Raw genomic sequence first — 22,201 nt, forward strand, 5'->3', positions numbered from 1 at the left:
TTTATACGTTTCCAATTCGGATTACATCTGCAAAAATTCCGGATGCTGTTACCGCTGCTCCTGCACCGGCTCCTTTGATTAATAATGGCTGGTCTACATAACGGTCGGTGTAAAACTGTACGATGTTGTCTTTTCCTTCCAAATTGTAAAACGGACTATCCGCTGGTATAAATTGCAAGCCAACACTGGCTTTTCCATTTTCGAAAGACGCTACGAATTTTAATCGACTGTTTTTGGCTTTGGCCTCGGCCAACAAGTTATCAAAATGCGCTTCGTATTTGAGAAGCGATTTGAAGAAATCGTCATTGTTGGTAGTTTCCATACATGCTGCAGGTAAGAAGGAATTATTGACTATGTCTTCCATTTCCATTTCGTATCCGCTTTCGCGAATAAGAATTAGGATTTTCCGAGCTACATCCACACCACTCAAATCGATTTTTGGATCTGGTTCTGTAAATCCTTGAACACCTGCTTCTTTAACAACATCATGAAAGCTGTAGTTTTCGCTGAAGTTGTTGAAAATAAAGTTGAGACTTCCGGATAAAACGGCGTTAATTCTATTGACTTTGTCACCTGAGGCAATCAAGTGTTTCAGTGTGTCAATGATTGGCAATCCGGCGCCCACGTTTGTTTCAAATAAGAAAGGCGCGTTGTATTTTCGGGAAAGGTTTTTTAGGTTTTTGTAATTCTCATATTCTGAGGAGCAGGCAATTTTATTACAAGTCACAACGGCTACGTTTTGTGACAAGAACTGACTGTAAATCCCTGCTATTTCGTAATTGGCAGTAATGTCCACAAAGATGCTGTTGCGCAAATTCAAATCGATGACTCTTCTGATAAAGGTATTTACATCGGCGGTTTCGCCTTCGTCTACCTTGGTTTTCCAGTCGTGCAAATTGATACCGTCTTCGTCAAAGACCATCTTGCGTGAATTCGCCAAAGCAATCACTCTCAGGTTGATTTTGAGGTTTTCCTTTAGGAATTTTTTTTGCTGGCTGATTTGGTCTATGAATTTTTCGCCAACATTACCAACCCCCATAACAAACAAGTTTAACTGCTTGGTGTTGTCTTCGAAAAACCTTTCATGGAGTGTGTTCAGCGCTTTTTTGACATCTTTCTCATTAATCACTACTGATATGTTTCTTTCGGAAGCTCCTTGTGCAATGGCTCGTATGTTGACATTGTTTTTGCCTAAAGTGCTGAACATTTTACCACTGATACCCTGATGATTCTTCATGCTTTCGCCTACAAGGGCTACTATGCATAAGTCCTTTTCCACGATACAAGGGTCGACGCGGTTCTGTGCAATCTCAATCTCAAAGGTTTTATCGATGGCTGCTTTGGCTTTATCAGCATCGGCATTTAAAATACCAATACAGATGGAGTGTTCCGAAGAGGCTTGAGTGATGAATATCACATTGATGTTCTCGTTTGACAATACTTCAAACAAACGCTTGGAAGAGCCGGCAACACCGATCATTCCTGAACCTTCCAAGGTGAGTAAAGCAATATTGTCTATGTGGGAGATGCCTTTAATAGGGTTGCTGCCTTGGTTGGGATTGCTGGAAATCAGTGTGCCATAGGCTTCCGGTTCAAAGGTGTTTTTGATGAAGATAGGAATGTTGTCTTTAAGTACCGGTTGAATGGTGGGCGGATACAATACTTTGGCTCCAAAATGAGACAGCTCCATCGCTTCCTGGTAGGAAATGGTTTCAATGGGTTGGGCTTGTTTTACAATGCGTGGATTGGCTGTAAACATTCCGTTTACATCTGTCCAGATTTCCAAAACCGAAGCCTTGATTGCAGCAGCAATAATAGCTGCGGTATAATCAGATCCGCCACGGCCCAGTGTAGTAGTATTGCCATCAGGCGATGAGGCAATAAATCCTGGGAATAGCGCCACTTGATTGGTGTTGTTTTTGAAATAATCTGCAATCAATTTGTTTGTTACGGTAAAGTCAACAGTTGCTTTTCCGAAGTTGGAATTGGTTTTAATCAATTCGCGGCTGTCTTTGAAAACAGCATCAGTTACCTTTTGTTTTAGGGCTACGGCTATGATTTGGGAGGAAAGCAATTCGCCGAATCCGGCCACAATATCGGCAGTGCGACTGGATAATTCGCCCAAAAGATAACAACCGTCCAAAAGGGTTTTCAGCAGATTGATATCGCTGTTGATAGTATTAATGATATCGCTTTGTTCGCTTAGTGGAATCAATTCATCAATAGCATCTTTGTGCTTTTTATCAATCTCATTTAAAATCTCTTTGTAAGCCTTGTCTTTAGCCGATGCAGTTTTACCGGCTAGTATGAGTAAATCGGTTACACCGCTAAAGGCAGATACGACTACGGCGAGTTGATCTTCCTGACTTTTATGCGTAATAATGTTGATGGTCTTGGTTATATTGGTGGCATTGGCTACAGATGTTCCGCCAAATTTTAATACGATCATAATACTGATTTTTATAGAAAAGAGGGTTATTGAATTTGCTCTTTCATAAAGAAAGAACCTGAAAACGGATTATATGAAAGATTATACCCCCAATGGGGTTGTAGTGGTTGATGATGTGGTACCAAATGTCGCAACCAAAGTAGAGGTTGTAGAAGAGAATGGATATTTGGTAACTGGTATCATCATAGTTTCAAATGTATAAATTTTTAATAATTAAAAAAGGTTTCCTTAAATTTTTAAGAATATCGCAATAAATTAAAGTAACTGTTATGTTTTTGGTTTTATCAGACCCGTATAATACTTTTTTTTAATAATTTATCAAAAAATACTCAGCTAATTTGTTGCTTTTTAGCAATGGTTTGCGGAATTTTGACCCTTTAATCCCAAACCAAAATGGAAAATTCGCATTACATCAGTTCGGAAGTGTTGTCTTTGGAGGTCCTACGAGACATTATTGAGCAACATAAAACCTTGGCCTTATCGGAAGAAGCCAAACTCAACATTGAAAAATGTCGTGAGTATTTGGATAAAAAAATGGCTTCAAATGAAACGCCTATTTACGGAATCAACACCGGATTCGGTTCATTGTGTAATGTGAAAATCTCCAATGACAATCTTTCACAACTTCAGGAAAATCTGGTCATGTCTCATGCATGCGGAACGGGTGATGAAGTACCCCAGGAGATTGTAAAAATAATGTTGCTCCTTAAGATTCAGTCCCTAAGTTACGGGCATTCGGGTGTGCAATTGCAAACGGTGGAACGATTGGTTGATTTTTACAATCATGATATTTTGCCGGTAGTGTATACTCAAGGTTCTTTGGGTGCGAGTGGCGATTTGGCTCCCTTAGCGCACTTGTCTTTGCCGCTTTTGGGAATGGGAGAGGTGTATTGCGACGGGTTCAGACAGCCGGCTTCCAAAGTACTCGAAAAAATGGCATGGCAACCTATAGTATTGCAGTCCAAAGAAGGATTGGCTTTATTAAACGGTACCCAATTCATGAGTGCCTACGGGTGTTATGTGCTGTTGAAAGCGGAGAAGTTCTCTTATTTGGCCGATGTGATTTCAGCGATTTCCCTCGAAGGCTTTGACGGACGTATCGAACCGTTTGATGAGTTGATTCACTTTGTGCGACCGCATAAAGGACAAATTGTGACGGCTCGACACATGAAAGAATTGTTGGAAGACAGTCAGATTATAGCTCAACCGAAAGAACATGTGCAAGATCCGTATTCATTCCGTTGCATCCCGCAAGTACATGGAGCTTCGAAAGATACTATTGAATATGTAAAGAAAGTTTTTAAAACCGAAATCAATTCGGTAACCGATAATCCGAATATTTTTATAGACAGCGATGTCATTATATCAGGAGGGAATTTTCACGGGCAACCTTTGGCTTTAGCGTTAGACTTTTTGGGTATCGCTTTAGCCGAATTGGGCAGCATCTCCGAAAGAAGAACCTATCAGCTCATTTCCGGTTTACGAGGATTACCGGCTTTTCTGGTGGACAATCCCGGATTAAACTCAGGTTTTATGATTCCGCAATATACGGCGGCCAGTATTGCCAGTCAAAACAAACAATTGGCGTCACCAGCCAGTGTGGATAGTATTGTATCGAGTAATGGGCAAGAAGATCACGTGAGTATGGGGGCGAATGCCGCTACGAAAGCACTTCGTATTATGGAAAATCTGGAGCGTATCTTGGCGATTGAATTAATGAATGCTTCCCAGGCTATTGAATTCCGACGACCATTGCAATCCAGCCCTTTTATTGAAATGTTCCTTAAGTCTTACCGAGAAGAAGTACCATTGGTGAAAGAAGACCGCATTCTGCATTACGACATTCAAAATTCTGTAGCCTTTTTGAACAGTTTTATGATTGACCTGGAAGAGTAGTTTTACGTTTTCCTTTTGATGTACCCTAGTATTTCCAACGCCACTCCGTTCCTACGGAGCGTGATTTTGTTTTACCCTATCTTACCTTCATTAGCGTACTTAAATAAAAACTGGGTTAGTTTTTGATAAAAAGTGCATTAGTTTTTATCCAATAACAGACGACTCTTCATACTAAGAGAGATTACCTGTTGGTAACGCATCAGCATACCAATGTCGAAATAAGGCAATTGAAAGGAAGGAATTGTATCGCAGGAAGTTTTAACTGAAAAGACTCCATAATCCTAAAATAGCGGGAAGTGCCTGCACGAAGAAGATTCTTTTGGAAGCAGTCATGGCTCCGTAAATTCCGGCAACAAGGATACAGGACAAGAAAAAGGCGGCAATATGTTGACTCCAATCCGCATCATCAATATACAGTGACCAAAGTAATCCCGCGGCCAGGAAGCCATTGTATAGCCCTTGATTGGCGGCCATGACTTTGGTTTTTTCAAATTGGTCTTGTGGAATAGTTTTAAATACTTTTCGCCCTCGGGTAGTCCAGGCAAACATTTCGAGCCACAAGATGTAAAGGTGTAAAACGGCAATGCTTCCGATGAGAAGTTGAGAGAGGAGGTTCATGGTTGCGGTTTATTCGTTTTCGTTAAAGATGCGTTCAATGCGTTTATCGGGTACCAGCCACATCAAAGCTACAAAAATATAAATGCCTCCGGCGATGGCGGGGTAAGGATTGGCCAACAGTATAGCCATAAAATAGAGGATAGGAGAGGATTTGCCTTTGTAATCTTTCCCTAAGGCCTTGGAAAGTAACGAATCTTTGCCGTGGTGTTTCAGAATAAGATTTTGGAGGATAAAATAGGCAATTCCATTCATCAACAAAATCACTCCATACATCATCATCGGAAATGGTGCAAAGTGATTTTCGCCTATGTAAGCCGTCACAAACGGAATGAGGGAAAGCCAAAACAGTAGGTGGAGGTTGGCCCAAAGAATACCACCATTGACTCTTTTGACAGTGTGCATCATGTGATGGTGATTGTTCCAATAAATGCCTACGTAAATAAAACTTAGAATATAACTCAGAAACTTGGGTAATATGGGTTTTAAAGAAGTACAATCGATACCTTCCGGTACTTTGAATTCCAATACCATAATGGTGATAATAATGGCTAATACACCGTCACTAAAGGCTTCGAGTCGGTTTTTATTCATGAGTTTAATTGTTTATGTTCCCCAAAGTTTTATGAATTTTGCGTTTGTGATGCGTTTGTCTGAGATTTTTTTCTCCGGAGATAATACTGATGCTACCGTCAATTTCAAACATGGCTAATTTGACATCTTTGTAAAACTCGACACCGTGTTCTCGCATAGCTTCCTGAAGTTCTTCATTGCTAATGCCCAATTTCGCAATAGTTTGAAAGGCTATTTTACCATCATGTATCAGTATTTCAGGAGTATCCTGTACTAAGTCTTTGATGAAAGTCGATTTCAGCATGATTCGTTTGAATATAAAATTGACCACAAAAAGGGCCAAAGCGGCTACCATACCACCATATAAAGAAGTGTTGCTGCCTACCATAGCGTTTTGAACCGAGTTACTGATTAACAAAATCAGAATCACATCAGCAGTGTTTAATTGAGATAATTGTTTTTTCCCGAAAATACGCAAGGCAATGACCATAAACAGGTAAACAGCCACACTACGGATGACAATATCAAGATACGGGTTCATGCTCTTTTATTTTAAAGTTCTTCTCGATAGCTTTGATCATTTCGCCTGCAATGTCTTTGTTGGTAGCCCCTTCAATACCTTCCAATCCCGGAGAAGAGTTTACTTCTAACAACAAAGGCCCTTTTGAGGAACGAATGATATCCACTCCGGCGACTTTCAAGTCCATGGCTTTGGCCGCTTTGATGGCAATTTTCTTTTCTTCTGCCGTTGGTTTTATAATGGATGCCGTTCCTCCCATGTGAATATTGGCTCGAAATTCTCCGGGTGCAGCTTCCCGTTGCATGGCAGCTACCACTTTGCCGTCTACAACAAAAAGACGCAAATCTTTACCATTGGCTTCTTTGATAAATTCTTGCACCAAAATGTTAGCATTCAAACTTTTGAATGCATTGATTACCGATTCGGCGGCTTTTTTGGTTTCAGCTAAAACAACACCTTTTCCTTGAGTGCCTTCCAGCAGCTTTACAATCAAAGGCGGTCCTCCCACCATTTTAATCAAATCATCAGTATCCAGAGGAGAATTGGCAAATCCTGTAGTGGGAATGTCTACTCCGTTACGCAATAATAATTGAAGTGAAAAGAGCTTGTCGCGTGACTGGGTAATAGCAGCGGCTGAATTCAGACAATACACTTTCATGGCCTGAAATTGTCTGGTGAGCGCGCAACCGTAAAAGGTAATGCTGGGTCGTATCCTGGGAATGATGGCATCAAAATTATCGAGGATTTTTCCACCCCGGTAATGAATCTCCGGTTTATCAGCATCGAGTTTCATATAACATTCCTTGATGTTTAGGAAATGCATTTCGTGACCTCGCATTTCTCCGGCTTCCATGATGCGTTTGTTGCTGTATAATTCCGGATTACTGGCCAAAACACCGATACGCAGACCGCTTTTGGAATTGATGGCATTCTGGTATAATTCCCTTAAGTTTTCAGTCGAAGTTTGTCCCAAGAGGTATTTTTGTTCCGGATCAACCAATATTCTGCCGCTCATAGCTTCACGACCTAACAGCATGCGGAATCCCATAGAGTCTCTGTTGGTCAATGTCATCTCGATTGGCCAGGTATCGCCTCCCAGATTGATATTGGTCTGAATTACATAACGTTGTTCACGAAAACCACTGGAGCTTTTTACCACTCGTTTGTCAATCAGTAAAGCTTCACAATGAATAACTGTTTTGAGGTTGTTCTGAATAGGGTTGATGTCAAATTTAACCCAGTTTTTATCTTCCTTGACAAAAGGAGCAATGTTGATGGCATGCAAAGCCGAAGTTTTGGCTCCCGAATCGACACGAGCCTTAATAGCAGGAATGCCAAGCTCCGGAAAGGAACACCATTCTTCAGAACCTAAAATGATTTTATTTTGTGGCATGAAATAAAAATTAAAAAGCCACGAATTATCGAATAAAACAGTAAAATTATTCGGAATTCGTGGCTTATAAAAATTAAACTATCTTATTTTGTTGGCTTTTCTGCTTTTTGAATCGTAACGGTCAACTCTTGGGTTGTATCGTCTAAATCCATAAAAATCTCATCTCCTGCTGCTATTTTGGAAGTGATAATCTCTTCGGCCAAAGCATCTTCAACATATTTTTGAATGGCTCTTTTTAACGGTCTGGCACCAAATTGCTTGTCAAAACCTTTATCAGCAATAAAGGCTTTGGCTTTATCAGACAATTTTAGCTTGTATCCTAATTCAGCCACTCTTTCATATAGTTTCTTCAATTCGATTTCAATAATTAAATCGATATCGTGTTTTTCCAACGGATTGAAAACAATTACATCATCAATACGGTTTAAGAACTCAGGAGCAAAGGTTTTCTTCAAAGCATTTTCTACGACACTTTTGGAATGTTCATCGGCCTGGGCTACTTTGGCAGAAGTACCGAAACCAACTCCCTGACCAAAATCTTTAAGTTGACGTGCTCCCACATTGGAAGTCATAATGATGATGGTGTTTTTAAAATCAATTTTTCTTCCCAAACTGTCAGTTAAATAACCGTCATCCAAAACCTGTAGCATCATATTGAATACATCCGGGTGTGCTTTTTCAATTTCGTCTAAAAGCACCACACAATATGGTTTTCTGCGAACCTTTTCAGTCAATTGTCCACCTTCTTCATAACCTACGTATCCCGGAGGCGCTCCGATTAAACGTGAGATAGCAAATTTCTCCATGTATTCACTCATGTCGATACGGATTAAGGCATCTTCAGAGTCAAATAATTCTTTAGCTAAAACTTTGGCCAGTTGTGTTTTACCAACCCCGGTTTGACCTAAGAAGATAAATGAACCAATCGGACGGTTTGGGTCTTTTAAGCCGGCACGATTTCGTTGGATAGAACGTGCAATTTTCAACACGGCTTCGTCTTGTCCGATTACTTTTCCTTTGATTAAATCAGGCAGATGAGCCAGCTTGTTGCTTTCGGTTTGTGCAATACGGTTTACCGGAATACCGGTCATCATCGATACTACATCGGCTACGTTGTCTTCGGTTACCCGAATACGGTTGCTTTTCGAATCTTCTTCCCATTGTTCCTGCGCAATAGCTAAGTCTTTTTCCAAACGTTTTTCGTCGTCACGTAATTTGGCTGCTTCTTCATATTTCTGTTTCTTAACCACAGAATTTTTCAATTCGCGCACTTCTTCCAACTGACGTTCCAAATCTAAGATTTGCTTCGGTACATCAATGTTGGTAATGTGAACGCGGGAACCGGCTTCGTCCAAAGCATCAATAGCTTTGTCCGGCAAGAAACGTTCCGACATGTAACGGTTTGTTAATTTTACACAGGCTTCAATGGCTTCCGGTGTGTATATAACATTGTGATGGTCTTCGTATTTGTTTTTGATGTTATTCAAAATCGTAATGGTTTCTTCTACAGAAGTAGGCTCCACAATTACTTTTTGGAAACGTCTTTCTAAGGCTCCGTCTTTCTCAATATACTGCCTGTATTCGTCCAAAGTCGTAGCTCCGATACATTGTATTTCACCACGGGCTAAAGCAGGTTTAAACATGTTTGAAGCGTCCAGTGAGCCTGTGGCACCACCAGCTCCAACGATAGTGTGGATTTCGTCAATAAACAAAATGATATCGTCATTTTTCTCTAACTCATTCATCACGGCTTTCATTCGCTCTTCAAACTGTCCGCGGTATTTGGTACCGGCTACTAAAGAGGCTAAATCCAATGTGACTACGCGTTTGTTAAACAAAATGCGCGATACTTTCTTTTGAATGATGCGTAATGCCAATCCTTCAGCGATGGCAGATTTACCCACTCCCGGCTCACCTATGAGTAACGGGTTGTTTTTCTTTCTGCGGCTCAGGATTTGAGAAACTCTTTCGATTTCTTTTTCACGTCCCACAACAGGATCGAGTTTGCCCTCTTCTGCCAATTCGGTTAAATCACGACCAAAATTATCAAGAACAGGCGTTTTCGATTTTTTATTGGTCTTGTTCGCCGGATTATTAAAACTACCTTCTTTTAAACTGTCATCTTGACCTGAATCGTCGTTGTATGACTCGTTTTTTGGTAGATCATCAATAAAATCTTCTTCGTTTGGTGTCATATTTAAGTATTGTTCTTTAACTACATTATAGTCTATTTTAAGCCTATGCAGCAGTTTGGTTGTTGGATCGTTCTCATTTCTTAAAATACACAATAGTAAATGTGCTGTACTGATTGACGAACTCTGAAAAACTTTAGCTTCAAGAAAAGTTGTTTTTAGTGCTCGTTCCGCCTGACGGGTCAGGTGTAGATTTTTTTTATCGTTGCTAATGTCTACATTAGGGTTGGCCGGACTCAGAACTTCTACTTTTTTGCGTAAATGATCCAAATCAACGGACAAATTATTAAGAATAGCAATCGCTTTACCGTTTCCATCTCTCAAAATACCAAGCATCAAATGTTCCGTGCCAATAAAGTCGTGCCCTAAACGAAGTGCTTCTTCTTTGCTGTACGTGATTACATCCTTGACTCTTGGTGAAAAATTATCATCCATATAAATAAAATATTGGTACTGTAAATTTAGTTATTCTGAATGGTTATTGCAAAAACCATTCCTTCTAAAAGTACTGTCAGCTAATTGACAAAAAAAAAGCCAATAATGAAAGTAGTTTTGATAGTTATTTATTAACCAATAAATGCCCTTGATTTGTTAATAAATCATTGAAATTTGTGAGCAAAATACCGTTGTAAAATGTATAAATATTCTATATTAGCACGTTTTGAAATTGAACTAATTTTTATTAAATAATTTATATTATATGTCTGACGGAGAAAGGTTAATTCCGATTAACATCGAAGATGAAATGAAATCAGCATACATCGATTATTCGATGTCTGTAATTGTCTCAAGAGCACTGCCTGATGTGCGTGACGGTTTGAAACCCGTACACCGAAGAGTGTTATACGGAATGTATGATTTGGGTGTTTTTTCTAACAGAGCACACAAAAAATCCGCGAGAATTGTTGGAGAAGTTTTAGGAAAGTATCACCCGCACGGAGATTCTTCTGTATATGATGCCATGGTACGTATGGCACAAGAATGGAGTTTACGTTATTTATTGGTGGACGGGCAGGGAAACTTTGGTTCCGTTGACGGTGACAGCCCCGCTGCGATGCGTTATACCGAGGCCAGAATGAAAAAGATGTCAGAAGACATTATGGCAGATATCGATAAAGAAACGGTTGATTTTCAGTTGAACTTTGACGATACCTTACAGGAGCCTACGGTAATGCCAACCCGTATTCCTAATTTGTTGATCAATGGAGCTTCAGGTATTGCAGTAGGTATGGCCACAAACATGGCTCCTCACAACTTAACCGAGGTGGTTGACGGTACTCTGGCATATATTGACAATAATGATATCGAAATAGATGAATTAATCAATCACATCAAAGCACCTGATTTTCCTACCGGAGGTATCATTTACGGTATGGATGGTGTTCGGGAAGCATTCAAAACCGGAAGAGGCAGAGTGGTTATTCGTGCCAAAGTAGGCTTTGAAGAATCCAATGGTAAGGAATGTATCGTAGTTACCGAAATTCCATACCAAGTCAATAAAGCTGAAATGATCAAGAAAACAGCGGATTTGATTAACGAGAAAAGAATAGAAGGTATTTCAAACATTCGTGATGAGTCGGATAGAAGCGGTATGCGTATCGTGTACGAACTCAAACGCGATGCCGTGCCGAATGTGGTATTGAATACCTTATACAAATACACCCAGTTGCAGTCTTCTTTCAGTGTAAACAACATTGCTTTGGTAAATGGAAGACCGCAAATGTTGAATCTGAAAGATTTGATTCACTACTTTGTAGAACACCGTCATGACGTAGTAGTAAGAAGAACACAGTTTGAATTGCGCAAAGCAGAAGAAAGAGCCCATATTTTAGAAGGGTTAATTATCGCTTCTGATAATATTGATGAAGTAATTGCGTTGATTCGTGCATCAAAAGACGGTGACGAAGCGCGCGCCAAATTAATTGAAAGATTTAATTTGTCGGATATTCAGGCTCGTGCCATTGTTGAGATGCGTTTACGCCAATTGACCGGTCTGGAACAAGACAAATTGCGTGCGGAATATGAGGATATCATGAAATTAATTCAACGTTTGAAAGATTTATTGGCAAGCAAAGAATTGCGAATGGAATTAATCAAAGAAGAATTAATCGAAATTAGAGACAAATATGGCGATGCCCGTCGTTCATCTATCGAATACTCGGGTGGCGATGTAAGTATTGAAGACTTGATTGCCGATGAAAATGTGGTGATTACCATATCACATGCCGGATATATTAAACGTACTAACTTATCAGAATATAAAACTCAAAATAGAGGTGGAGTTGGACAAAAAAGTGCCGGTACCCGCGACCAGGATTTCCTAGAGCATTTGTTTGTGGCAACCAATCACCAGTATTTGTTGTTCTTCACGCAAAAAGGAAAATGTTTCTGGATGCGCGTATACGAAATTCCGGAAGGAAGCAAAACAAGTAAAGGACGTGCCATTCAAAACTTAATCAACATTGAAAGTGATGATAAAGTAAAAGCATTCATCTGTACTCAGGACTTAAAAGACGAAGAGTACATCAACAGTCATTATGTAATCATGGCTACCAAACAAGGGCAAGTGAAAAAGACTCCGTTGGAGCAATATTCACGTCCGCGTCAAAACGGTATCAATGCAATTACCATCAGAGAAGACGACGAACTATTAGAAGCAAAACTAACCGATGGTGAAAGCCAGGTATTGGTTGCTGTAAAATCCGGAAAATTGGTGCGTTTCGAAGAAGAGAAAACGCGTCCGATGGGAAGAACGGCTTCTGGAGTTCGCGGTATTACTTTGGCAGACGACAAAGACGAAGTAATCGGAATGGTATCGGTTAAAAAAGAAGATATCAATGATACACAGCTTTTAGTTGTTACCGAAAACGGTTATGGAAAAAGAACCAAATTGGTTGACGAAGACGGAGAAGATGTTTACCGTATCACCAACCGTGGAGGAAAAGGAGTAAAAACCTTAAATATCACCGAAAAAACAGGGGCTTTAATTTCTATCAATGCTGTGACCGATGAGGATGATTTGATGATCATCAACAAATCAGGGTTGACTATCAGAATGGAAGTTTCTGATTTAAGAGTAATGGGAAGAGCCACACAAGGGGTTCGTTTGATAAACATCAAAGGAAACGATTCGATTGCTGCGGTAACCAAAGTAATGAAAGAAGAAGAGTCAGAAGAATCAGAAGGAGAAATCGAAGATGGAACAGAAAACCATCAAGCGGAAACTTCTGATGATGCTTCGGAAACACAAGAATAATTATTTAAATAAATACCACATGAAAATTAAACACATTGTAGCAGCAACGGTACTTTTTGCTTCTGCTTCTGCTTTGGCTCAAAAAGATGAGTTAAAAACGTTGAAAAAAATCTATGCCAAAGATGAGATTAAAGCTGCTGATTTGGCCGAGTATAAAGGTCTGGTTGCAAAAGTAGAACCTTTAGCTACGGAAGAAGGAGATAAAGTCTATGCCGGTTTTTATAAAGCAATGATTCCGGTATTAGAATATTTGGCTTTAGATAAAACTATGGCACCGGCACAAATTCAGGCTACTATGGCCAAATTTGTAAATCCGAAATCTATTTCGGATTTGGCGACCGGTTTAAATGCAACCTTAGATTATGAAAAGAAGACCGGTAAAAAAGTTTATACTGATGATATTAATGAGACTATAACCTCATTCAAACCTGAGATGGTGGATTACGCCTCTCTTTTAGGAAAGTCTAATAAAAATCAGGAGGCTGGAGATGTTCTGTATTCTATCTACCAATTGGATAAGAAAGATCAGGATATGTTGTTTTACGCCGCTTCATATGCTGTCAATGGAGAGCAGTATGATAAAGCACTCGACTATTACAACGAATTGAAGCGACTGAAATATACGGGAGCAGGAACGTTATATTTGGCTACAAATAACGCCACCAAAACAGAAGAAAATTTTGGCGCTAATAAATCTTTACGTGATGTAGCTGTTAGTACTGGTTCTCACTCAAAGCCAAGAGAAGAGAAAGTGCCGTCTAAAGCAGGTGAAATTTATAAGAACATTGCTTTGATTCTTATTCAGAAGGGTAAAGTAGATGAAGCCAAAACGGCTATAACAGAAGCCCGTAAGGAAAATCCGAACGATACCTCGTTAATACTCACAGAAGCTGAGTTGTATTTAAAAGTTAATGATGTTGCGACCTATACTAAGTTAATTAATGAGGCTTTAACGCAAAATCCCAATAATGCTGATTTAATTTATAATTTAGGTGTTGTCAGTGCAAATGCAGACAAATTGGACGAAGCTGAGAAGTATTACAAACAGGCTTTGGCTATTGATCCTAATTATTTCAATGCTAATTTAAACTTGGCAGAATTAAAATTGAGATCTGATGGCAAGCTGGTAGCTGAAATGAACAAATTAGGCACTTCAGAGAAAGATAATAAGCGCTATGAAGCATTGAAAGCGGAGAGAAAAAATAATTTCAGATCCGTTTTGCCTTATCTTGAAAAAGCAGTGGAGTTAAAACCGGAAGATGATGCAGCTAAGAAAACATTACTCAGCGTATACTACGAGTTAGAAATGACCGATAAATACAAAGCTTTGAAAGCAAAAATGTAATTTAACTTGAATTAGTAAAAAAGCCGAAACTCAGTTTCGGCTTTTTTTATGCTAATTAAATTTTGTTTTATAAGTGAATCACTTCTCCATAAGCATCGGCTACTGCTTCCATGACAGCTTCACTCATAGTTGGATGTGGATGTACAGCCTTTAAAATTTCATGACCCGTAGTTTCCAGTTTACGGGCTACAACAGCCTCAGCAATCATATCGGTAACGCCAGCACCAATCATGTGGCAACCCAACCATTCGCCGTATTTAGCGTCAAATATTACTTTAACAAATCCATCTGGGGTGCCCGCTGCTTTTGCTTTTCCCGATGCTGTGAATGGGAATTTTCCAATTTTTAATTCGTATCCTTTTTCTTTAGCGGCTTTTTCAGTTAAACCGACAGAAGCAATTTCAGGGGTAGCATAAGTACAACCCGGAATATTTCCATAGTCTAAAGGTTCAACATGCATACCCGCAATTTTTTCAACACAAAGAATTCCTTCGGCAGAAGCCACGTGAGCTAAGGCTTGTCCTGGTGTAACATCACCAATGGCATAATAGCCTGGAATATTGGTTTGGTAATAATCATTTACCAAAATTTTATCTCTGTCGGTAGCAATACCGGTTTCTTCTAATCCAATGTTTTCGATGTTAGTTTTGATACCTACAGCTGAAAGTAAAATATCTGCCTCTAACACTTCTTCTCCTTTAGCTGTTTTTACAAACGCTTTTACACCATTTCCTGTAGTGTCAATTCTTTCAACCGAAGAATTGGTCATTACCGTGATTCCTGATTTTTTCAAAGAACGCTCAAATTGTTTAGAGATATCTTCATCTTCTACGGGAACTACATTTGGCATAAACTCCACGATGGTAACTTCGGTACCCATAGAGTTATAAAAATGAGCAAATTCAACACCAATAGCTCCTGAACCAACCACAATCATTTTCTTTGGTTGAGTTGGCAAAGTCATTGCCTGGCGGTATCCAATTACTTTCACACCGTCTTGTGGGAGATTTGGTAATTCACGAGAACGCGCCCCGGTAGCAATGATAATGTGATCAGCACTGTATTCCGTTACTTTTCCGTCTGCAGCCGTTACATCAACTTTCTTTCCGGGTTTTACTTTTCCAAATCCGTCAATAACGTCAATTTTATTTTTCTTCATTAGAAATTGAACTCCTTTACTCATACCATCAGCTACACCACGAGAACGGGCAATAACGGCGTTAAAGTCTTTGTCAAATTCCTTTACGGTTAAACCATAATCAGAAGCATGTTTCAGGTAATCAAAAACCTGAGCAGATTTTAACAATGCTTTAGTTGGGATACATCCCCAATTCAAACAAATACCACCAAGGTTTTCTTTCTCGATTATGGCTACTTTAAAGCCTAATTGTGACGCACGAATAGCCGTAACATAACCGCCCGGACCACTTCCTAAAACAATAATATCGTATTTCATTTTTTTGTGTTTATTTAGTATTTCGTAAAAAATGCAGTCGCTAACGCTCGTGTCATTTCATAATAATTACGTTGCTTATTTGAGATTACTTCGTCGGTTCGACTTTTCAGTCTCGGGTGCGAATTTAAGGATTTATTTTGAAAATTTAGCTTTCTGTGGCAAACTGTGAATCGTATAATTTTTTGTAATAACCATTGAGTTTGTTTACCAATTGCTGATGAGTACCTTCTTCTACAATTTGTCCTTTATCCATCACAATAATTTTATCGGCATTGATGATTGTTGCCAATCGGTGAGCAATGACAATTGACGTTCGGCCTTTGGTAATCGTTTCAGTGGCCCGCTGAATGAGCTCTTCGCTGTAGGTATCAATAGAGGAAGTGGCTTCGTCCAAAATCAAAATACTCGGGTTGCTGACATAAGCTCGCAAAAAAGCAATCAGTTGACGTTGCCCGGAAGAAAGCATTACTCCGCGTTCTTTTACATCATAATCATAACCGCCGGGTAAGCTTTTGATGAATTTGTGCACACCTATTTCCTTGGCAGCTTTTATTACGGCCTCTCTGCTAATGTCAGGATTATGTAATGTGATATTGTTGTGAATCGTATCTGCAAAAAGAAAAACATCTTGGAGTACTATGGCAATCTGTTTGCGAAGACTGTCCATTTGAAACGCATTAATATTTTGATCATCAATGTATATAGCTCCTGAATTGATTTCGTAAAACCGGTTCAGAAGATTGATGATTGTTGACTTTCCGGCGCCGGTTGCACCTACTATAGCAATGGTTTCGCCGGCTTTTACTTTCAGATTAATCCCTTTTAAAACTTCCTCATCAGAAATATAACTGAAGCGAACATTTTCAAACCGAATTGTTCCCTTGAAATGATCGGCCATTTTTACGCCGTCCTCCTGTACATCCTGATTGGAGTCAATAATATCAAAAACACGATTGGCTGCTATCATTCCCATTTGCATTTCGTTGAATTTGTCCGCAATTTGACGCAGCGGGTTAAACAACATTCCGATAAACATGGTGTAGGCTGTCATTTGCCCTAAGGAAGTAAACGGATTACCGTTGATTATTTGAAATCCGCCATACAGTATCACAACACCCAATGTTATGGAGGATATGATATCAGCAATAGGGAAGAAGATAGAGTTGTACAAAATGGTTTTTATCCAGGCTTTGTTGTGTTTTTCATTAATCTCTTTGAATTTTTCAAATTCAATAGCCTCCCTATTGAAGAGCTGTACAATCTTCATTCCGGTAACGCGTTCTTGTACAAAGGTGTTCATATTGGCAACCTGTGTTCGCACTTCCTCAAAGGCAACTTGCATTTTACGCTGAAAAATACGGGTGATATAAACCAAAATAGGCATGGCAACCACCACAATCATCGATAATTTCCAGTTCATCCAAAACATAATCAGTAAGCATACTACCATTTTCATCAAATCACTGAAAATCATGAAAAGACCCTGACTAAAGATGCGTGCAATCTGTTCTATATCAGAAACAGAACGGGTAACGAGTTGGCCCACAGGAGCAGTATCAAAATATTTCATTCGAAAAGTAAGTAGGTGCCGAAACAGTTTGGTTCGGATATCTTTTACGATATCTTGCCCCAACCAGTTAGCCCAATACACAAAGTAGAATTGTGAAAGGGTTTCTAATAAAAGGGTAGCTCCCATGATGACGGCATAAACCAATAATCCCGATTTGCTGGCCGTTTTGATGTACTTGTCAACAGTGACTTCCAATAGAAAGGGGCGAAGTGCTGCAAAGACGGATAGTGAAACCGCAAAGAAAATCACACCATAATACCGTAGTTTATAAGGCTTGGTGTATTTCAAAATACGCTTGAATAACGTAATGTCGAATGCTTTTACCTGCATGATTAAGATAGGTATTCGTATTCAATTCGGGTTAAATAGAGTCCATGAGCCGGTACCGAAAACCCGGCTTGGCTGCGGTCTTTGCTTTCAATTATTTTTTCAAAATCGGCCAAAGTAATTTTTCCTAAACCAATATTGATCATAGTACCTACTATCGCCCGAACCATATTTCTGAGAAAACGGTCTGCGCTGATAGTAAACACAATGTTATTCCCATGCTGTTGCCAGTGTGCTTCAAAAATAACACAATTAAAGGTTCGCACATCCGAATGTGTTTTGGAAAAACATTCAAAATCATGATGTTTGAACAGGATTTGACAGGCTTGATTCATTTGGTTTAAATCTAATTTAGCCTGATGTAACCAGCTGCCGTCATTTTCAAAAGCATCTTTAAAGGTATGAATGTGGTATTCATAAGTTCTTCGGGTGGCATCAAAACGGGCATGAGCTTCATCGGCAACTTTAATGATGTCAAAAACAACAATGTCTTTGGGCAAAAATGAATTCAGACGGTGGATTAATGGAGCAACTTCAATTGCCGTTTCCAAATCAAAGTGAGCATACATTTGTTTGGCATGTACACCACTATCGGTCCGTCCGGCTCCCAATACTTCGATTTCGGTTCGCAGCAATATTGAAAGGGCTTTGTTGAGTGTTTCCTGAACGGAATTCGCATCGGGCTGAGATTGCCAGCCGTGGTAGTTGGTTCCTTTATAAGCTAATTTGATAAAATATCTCAAAGTGTAATTGGCGCAGTTTTAAAGTGTCAAAGTTACAAAGTTTTTAGGTTGGAAACCGTCTAAAAATGATTCAAAAAAATACTTATTTTTTCCGGGTCAATAACTTATAAACTAAAGGAAAAACCATCATCCACATCATCGAAAGTGATTTTAGCTCCGGTCGCTGAATCAATACATAAGTAATCATAATCAGTATACCTGAAATGGAAAAGCCTATCATGGCAATCTTGCGTTTTTGTAACTCTGTTTTGTGTTCACTTAAATCCGTGTTTAAACGGATAGAAGGACGCTTTTCGACTATATAATGATAGAGTATGTATTGGGTAATAATACAGCACAGTATCATGCAGAGGTAAATGAAAAAAGGAATCATTTGGCCTTTGGCTCTGGTGATAAGGGTCGCGCTGAAAGGAAACAAACCGATAAAAAATAACAGCAACATATTTCTGATTACCAATCCTTTGTCGTAATCCTTAAGCAGGCTGAACATCTTCAAATGCTGATACCAAATAGCGCCAATAAATCCGAAGCTAACAATGTAAGCCAATAATGTAGGCAAAAGATGAAACAGTGCTTTCGGGAGTGTTTCTTGGGTAAGTTTTTCAGTTTCGGGAATCTTGATTTCAATAGCCATCAGCGTGATAACAATGGCAAACACGGCATCGCTAAACAAAATCATCCGCTCTAATTGAAATTCTTTTTTGATTTCGTCACGAGTAATCTCTTCGTTATCATGTGGTTTCATGGTGAGGGTTTTGGTTAGAGTCTCAAATATAAAAACTTTTTGGTTAAATAATCCGTACTCAAAATGAAGTTGATTTACTTTGTACCTTAGCCACTCAATAATAAAACTGCTTAGTTGCTTTATGAAAAAAATTCTGTTGCTTTCAGATACCCATAGTCACATAGATGACAGCATTTTGAAATATGTTCATCAGGCAGATGAAGTTTGGCATGCGGGTGATATAGGTGATTTGGTGGTTACGGATACCATTAAAGCAATCAAACCGCTCCGAGCGGTTTACGGTAATATCGATGATGATAAGGCCCGAATGGAATTTCCGCTGAACAATAGATTTCTCTGTGAAAATGTGGATGTTTGGATTACACATATTGGAGGTTACCCCGGAAAGTACAATCAGTCTGTTCTAGTGGAACTGCAAAAAAATACGCCAAAGCTTTTTATTTGCGGGCATTCACACATATTGAAAGTGCAATTTGACAAGCAATTGAATTTACTGCACATGAATCCGGGGGCTTGTGGTATTTATGGTTTTCACCAAGTCAGAACGATGCTTCGTTTTGAAATTGATGGCGACAAGATTCAGAATTTGGAAATTATTGAATTAGGCAGAAAATAAAAAACCCGTCATACTAAAGCAGACGGGTTTTTCGCAGCACTAAAAAACTAAGTTTATAGGTTTATCGCAATCGATCCACAGATTTTACGAGATCTTCATCCTTTTTGATGGCTTTGTTGGCCAAAACCAAAAGTACGATAGAAAAAATAGGTAAGAACATCCCAACACCTTTCTCAGAAATAGCTGTTTCTCCAGATGCGGTTAGTGTTCGATACACAAATAATCCTAATAAAATTAAATTCAATATCATATTCAATCTGCCCATGACAAATTGTTGTTGTCTTTTTTTATGTGAAATGATGCTCAACAACGATAATGTATTACTTAAACCGAAAAGAGCAACATAAGTAATGTCCATCATAAAATAGAACGATTTCCCGTTTGCATCTTTCCATAAAGGAAATACGAATGGTAAAACCGCCGTGACGATAAGACATCCAATCAAATAATAAGTTTGTATTCTAAACATAACGTTTTGAAAAATGAAGGACAAAAATATAGTTTCTTTTTAAAAAATGCTATTGCAAGGTAAAATATTATTTGTATTATTGCATAACCAATCCGTAAGTACTTCATCCTTCGGACCATTCTATACCAATTTTTTTCTACCCACATTTAGTACATTCCATTATTCGAATTTAAATCAAAACAATATTCATGTTTGATATTTCCGCCTTAAAAGAAATGAAGCTTGCTGAGCTTCAAGAAATTGCCAAATTGGCTAAAACCATAAAAGTTGCCGGTGCCAAAAAAGAAACGCTGATTGCGCAGATTTTGGAACACCAAAATAATGCTGTTGTTCAGGAAGAACCCCAAAAAAGCAAGGAAAAATCAGTTGAAAGTAAAACCAAAAGAGCTCGAATAGTTCCCGATAATAAGAAGGTTGCCGAAGAGAAACAGAGTGATTTATTTACTTTAGAACCAACCGCAGCGGAAAAAACAGAAGAAAGACCCGCTTTTCAAAATAAAAATGCCAAGTTTAAAAAGGGGTTTGAAAAAAAGAATAACAATGCCCCTAAAACTGTAGCTGAGCCACAACATGCAATTGCAGAAACAGAAGTTGCAGACGTTCCGGTTCAGGAAGTAACAGAAATAACTTTAAGTCCAAATGCCGATGGTAATCGTGAACCAAAACACAAACACCAAAATCAAAACGGTAATGGCAATAACGGAAGCAATAACAATCCCAATTTTAAAAATAAAAAGCAAAATAACTTCCGCGATTCAGACTACGAATTTGACGGGATTATTGAAAGTGAAGGAGTGCTCGAAATGATGCCCGATGGGTATGGTTTCCTGCGTTCATCAGATTACAACTATTTGGCCTCTCCGGATGATATTTATTTGTCTACCTCTCAAATCCGTTTATTTGGTTTAAAAACCGGAGATACTGTAAAAGGGGTGGTGCGTCCTCCTAAAGAAGGAGAGAAGTTTTTTCCTTTGGTAAAAGTTTTAAAAATTAACGGTCATGATCCGCAAGTGGTTCGAGACAGAGTTTCCTTTGAACACTTAACCCCAATTTTTCCAAAAGAAAAGTTCAATATAGCTGATAAACAGGCTAGCGTTTCTACCCGTGTAATCGATCTGTTCTCACCTATAGGTAAGGGACAACGTGGTATGATTGTCGCCCAACCCAAAACGGGTAAGACCATGTTACTGAAAGACATTGCCAATGCCATTGCAGCCAATCATCCTGAAGTATATTTAATTGTATTGCTGATTGATGAAAGACCTGAAGAGGTTACCGATATGCAGCGCAGTGTTCGTGGAGAAGTTATTGCCTCTACTTTTGACAGAGAGCCTTCCGAACATGTTAAAATTGCTAATATTGTTTTGGAGAAATCGAAACGTTTGGTTGAATGCGGGCACGATGTAGTGATTCTGTTGGATTCCATTACCCGTTTAGCAAGAGCTTATAATACTGTACAGCCTGCTTCAGGAAAAGTGTTGTCAGGTGGAGTAGATGCCAATGCATTACAGAAACCGAAACGCTTTTTCGGTGCGGCCCGTAACGTAGAAAATGGTGGTTCCTTGAGTATCATCGCTACAGCCTTAACGGAAACAGGTTCCAAAATGGATGAAGTAATCTTTGAGGAATTCAAAGGAACCGGTAACATGGAGCTACAATTGGACAGAAAAATTGCCAACCGCAGAATCTTCCCGGCTATCGATTTGACTTCGTCCAGCACCCGTCGTGATGATTTATTGTTGGATGAGAAAACACTGCAAAGAATGTGGATTCTTCGCAAATTCTTGGCCGATATGAATCCGGTGGAAGCAATGGATACCATCAATGATAAGATTAAGAAAACCCGAAATAATGATGAGTTCCTCATTTCGATGAACGACTAAATACAGAATCCCAACCCAATGGTTGGGATTTTTTATACAATAAAATGTCATCTTGTCAGCCTTATTTGGTTCAAAACTGACAATTTATTCTGAATTTCCACTTGGCATAATAGTTGTCCTTTCGGAAATCGTACATCACAAAGTACTATTCAC

Annotated in this window: 17 protein-coding genes; 6 read left to right on the plus strand and 11 right to left on the minus strand. The window is 39.1% G+C overall.

Features of this window, described 5'->3' with window-relative positions:
• Nucleotide 1: 1 nt before the first annotated feature.
• Complete coding sequence (thrA, locus tag ACSVH6_RS05145; protein ID WP_438076240.1) at nucleotides 2-2,449, minus strand: bifunctional aspartate kinase/homoserine dehydrogenase I; 2,448 nt, start codon at nucleotides 2,447-2,449, stop codon at nucleotides 2-4.
• 73 nt (nucleotides 2,450-2,522) lie between these two features.
• Here thrA and ACSVH6_RS05150 point away from each other — a divergent pair, with 73 nt between their 5' ends.
• Together ACSVH6_RS05150 and hutH are read left to right on the plus strand one after the other, a co-directional pair.
• Nucleotides 2,523-2,651 carry a hypothetical protein gene (locus tag ACSVH6_RS05150; protein WP_438076241.1) on the plus strand — a complete coding sequence of 43 codons (129 nt, stop codon included), beginning with the start codon at nucleotides 2,523-2,525 and terminating at the stop codon, nucleotides 2,649-2,651.
• A gap of 191 nt (nucleotides 2,652-2,842) precedes the next feature.
• Nucleotides 2,843-4,345 carry a histidine ammonia-lyase gene (hutH, locus tag ACSVH6_RS05155; RefSeq protein WP_438076243.1) on the plus strand — a complete coding sequence of 501 codons (1,503 nt, stop codon included), beginning with the start codon at nucleotides 2,843-2,845 and terminating at the stop codon, nucleotides 4,343-4,345.
• Between the two features lie 258 nt (nucleotides 4,346-4,603).
• Here hutH and ACSVH6_RS05160 read toward each other — a convergent pair whose 3' ends face one another.
• The 5 genes from ACSVH6_RS05160 to ACSVH6_RS05180 form a co-directional block, all read right to left on the minus strand.
• Entirely contained in the window at nucleotides 4,604-4,963 is a 360-nt protein-coding gene (locus ACSVH6_RS05160; protein WP_438076244.1) for a DUF1304 domain-containing protein, read from the minus strand.
• Nucleotides 4,964-4,972: 9 nt separating this feature from the next.
• Nucleotides 4,973-5,554: a TMEM175 family protein gene (locus ACSVH6_RS05165; protein WP_438076246.1), complete on the minus strand. Its 582-nt coding sequence runs from the start codon at nucleotides 5,552-5,554 to the stop codon at nucleotides 4,973-4,975.
• A gap of 4 nt (nucleotides 5,555-5,558) precedes the next feature.
• The gene (locus tag ACSVH6_RS05170) at nucleotides 5,559-6,074 is read right to left on the minus strand and encodes a DUF421 domain-containing protein (RefSeq protein WP_438076248.1); all 516 of its coding nucleotides are present in this window, start codon (nucleotides 6,072-6,074) and stop codon (nucleotides 5,559-5,561) included.
• Nucleotides 6,058-7,446: a 30S ribosomal protein S6--L-glutamate ligase gene (rimK, locus tag ACSVH6_RS05175; protein ID WP_438076250.1), complete on the minus strand. Its 1,389-nt coding sequence runs from the start codon at nucleotides 7,444-7,446 to the stop codon at nucleotides 6,058-6,060. Before rimK ends, ACSVH6_RS05170 begins: the two co-directional genes overlap by 17 nt.
• Before the next feature lie 83 nt (nucleotides 7,447-7,529).
• Nucleotides 7,530-10,073, minus strand: a complete 2,544-nt coding sequence (locus ACSVH6_RS05180) for an ATP-dependent Clp protease ATP-binding subunit (RefSeq protein WP_438076252.1) — start codon at nucleotides 10,071-10,073, stop codon at nucleotides 7,530-7,532.
• Between the two features lie 265 nt (nucleotides 10,074-10,338).
• On the opposite strand from ACSVH6_RS05180, the gene gyrA reads away from it, so the two are divergent.
• Both gyrA and ACSVH6_RS05190 read left to right on the plus strand, forming a co-directional pair.
• A complete protein-coding gene (gene gyrA, locus ACSVH6_RS05185) occupies nucleotides 10,339-12,894 on the plus strand; it encodes a DNA gyrase subunit A (protein WP_438076253.1) in 2,556 nt (851 codons plus the stop codon).
• A 19-nt stretch (nucleotides 12,895-12,913) separates the two neighbouring features.
• Nucleotides 12,914-14,239 (plus strand): tetratricopeptide repeat protein, encoded by a 1,326-nt coding sequence (locus ACSVH6_RS05190; RefSeq protein WP_438076255.1) that lies wholly within the window; start codon nucleotides 12,914-12,916, stop codon nucleotides 14,237-14,239.
• A gap of 67 nt (nucleotides 14,240-14,306) precedes the next feature.
• Here ACSVH6_RS05190 and lpdA read toward each other — a convergent pair whose 3' ends face one another.
• The 4 genes from lpdA to ACSVH6_RS05210 all read right to left on the minus strand — a co-directional run bounded on the left by lpdA (nucleotide 14,307) and on the right by ACSVH6_RS05210 (nucleotide 19,080).
• Nucleotides 14,307-15,695, minus strand: coding sequence for a dihydrolipoyl dehydrogenase (gene lpdA, locus ACSVH6_RS05195; protein ID WP_438076257.1), 1,389 nt, complete (start codon nucleotides 15,693-15,695; stop codon nucleotides 14,307-14,309).
• 145 nt (nucleotides 15,696-15,840) lie between these two features.
• The gene (locus ACSVH6_RS05200; RefSeq protein ID WP_438076259.1) at nucleotides 15,841-17,595 is read right to left on the minus strand and encodes an ABC transporter ATP-binding protein; all 1,755 of its coding nucleotides are present in this window, start codon (nucleotides 17,593-17,595) and stop codon (nucleotides 15,841-15,843) included.
• Between the two features lie 2 nt (nucleotides 17,596-17,597).
• Nucleotides 17,598-18,335, minus strand: a complete 738-nt coding sequence (truA, locus tag ACSVH6_RS05205; RefSeq protein WP_438076261.1) for a tRNA pseudouridine(38-40) synthase TruA — start codon at nucleotides 18,333-18,335, stop codon at nucleotides 17,598-17,600.
• Between the two features lie 82 nt (nucleotides 18,336-18,417).
• On the minus strand, nucleotides 18,418-19,080 hold the full coding sequence (locus ACSVH6_RS05210) for a TMEM175 family protein (protein WP_438076262.1): 663 nt from the start codon (nucleotides 19,078-19,080) through the stop codon (nucleotides 18,418-18,420).
• Between the two features lie 121 nt (nucleotides 19,081-19,201).
• On the opposite strand from ACSVH6_RS05210, the gene ACSVH6_RS05215 reads away from it, so the two are divergent.
• Nucleotides 19,202-19,696 (plus strand): metallophosphoesterase family protein, encoded by a 495-nt coding sequence (locus tag ACSVH6_RS05215; RefSeq protein ID WP_438076264.1) that lies wholly within the window; start codon nucleotides 19,202-19,204, stop codon nucleotides 19,694-19,696.
• A 61-nt stretch (nucleotides 19,697-19,757) separates the two neighbouring features.
• Here the strand turns inward: ACSVH6_RS05215 and ACSVH6_RS05220 are convergent, their stop codons facing one another.
• The gene (locus ACSVH6_RS05220; RefSeq protein WP_438076266.1) at nucleotides 19,758-20,165 is read right to left on the minus strand and encodes a DUF4293 family protein; all 408 of its coding nucleotides are present in this window, start codon (nucleotides 20,163-20,165) and stop codon (nucleotides 19,758-19,760) included.
• A gap of 188 nt (nucleotides 20,166-20,353) precedes the next feature.
• Here ACSVH6_RS05220 and rho point away from each other — a divergent pair, with 188 nt between their 5' ends.
• The gene (gene rho / locus ACSVH6_RS05225) at nucleotides 20,354-22,048 is read left to right on the plus strand and encodes a transcription termination factor Rho (protein ID WP_438076268.1); all 1,695 of its coding nucleotides are present in this window, start codon (nucleotides 20,354-20,356) and stop codon (nucleotides 22,046-22,048) included.
• Nucleotides 22,049-22,201: the final 153 nt, after the last annotated feature.

It is taken from the genome of Flavobacterium sp. XGLA_31, from assembly GCF_051547105.1.
Classification (GTDB): Bacteria; Bacteroidota; Bacteroidia; order Flavobacteriales; family Flavobacteriaceae; genus Flavobacterium.

Excerpts from the sequence above, each read along its gene's own strand:
- rho (WP_438076268.1), top strand. The coding sequence starts at position 20,354 with ATGTTTGATATTTCCGCCTTAAAAGAAATGAAGCTTGCTGAGCTTCAA.
- ACSVH6_RS05210 (WP_438076262.1), bottom strand. The coding sequence starts at position 19,080 with ATGAAACCACATGATAACGAAGAGATTACTCGTGACGAAATCAAAAAA.
- ACSVH6_RS05200 (WP_438076259.1), bottom strand. The coding sequence starts at position 17,595 with ATGCAGGTAAAAGCATTCGACATTACGTTATTCAAGCGTATTTTGAAA.
- ACSVH6_RS05220 (WP_438076266.1), bottom strand. The coding sequence starts at position 20,165 with ATGTTTAGAATACAAACTTATTATTTGATTGGATGTCTTATCGTCACG.
- rimK (WP_438076250.1), bottom strand. The coding sequence starts at position 7,446 with ATGCCACAAAATAAAATCATTTTAGGTTCTGAAGAATGGTGTTCCTTT.
- ACSVH6_RS05150 (WP_438076241.1), top strand. The coding sequence starts at position 2,523 with ATGAAAGATTATACCCCCAATGGGGTTGTAGTGGTTGATGATGTGGTA.
- ACSVH6_RS05165 (WP_438076246.1), bottom strand. The coding sequence starts at position 5,554 with ATGAATAAAAACCGACTCGAAGCCTTTAGTGACGGTGTATTAGCCATT.
- ACSVH6_RS05190 (WP_438076255.1), top strand. The coding sequence starts at position 12,914 with ATGAAAATTAAACACATTGTAGCAGCAACGGTACTTTTTGCTTCTGCT.
- ACSVH6_RS05215 (WP_438076264.1), top strand. The coding sequence starts at position 19,202 with ATGAAAAAAATTCTGTTGCTTTCAGATACCCATAGTCACATAGATGAC.
- gyrA (WP_438076253.1), top strand. The coding sequence starts at position 10,339 with ATGTCTGACGGAGAAAGGTTAATTCCGATTAACATCGAAGATGAAATG.
- ACSVH6_RS05160 (WP_438076244.1), bottom strand. The coding sequence starts at position 4,963 with ATGAACCTCCTCTCTCAACTTCTCATCGGAAGCATTGCCGTTTTACAC.
- ACSVH6_RS05180 (WP_438076252.1), bottom strand. The coding sequence starts at position 10,073 with ATGGATGATAATTTTTCACCAAGAGTCAAGGATGTAATCACGTACAGC.
- thrA (WP_438076240.1), bottom strand. The coding sequence starts at position 2,449 with ATGATCGTATTAAAATTTGGCGGAACATCTGTAGCCAATGCCACCAAT.
- ACSVH6_RS05170 (WP_438076248.1), bottom strand. The coding sequence starts at position 6,074 with ATGAACCCGTATCTTGATATTGTCATCCGTAGTGTGGCTGTTTACCTG.
- hutH (WP_438076243.1), top strand. The coding sequence starts at position 2,843 with ATGGAAAATTCGCATTACATCAGTTCGGAAGTGTTGTCTTTGGAGGTC.
- lpdA (WP_438076257.1), bottom strand. The coding sequence starts at position 15,695 with ATGAAATACGATATTATTGTTTTAGGAAGTGGTCCGGGCGGTTATGTT.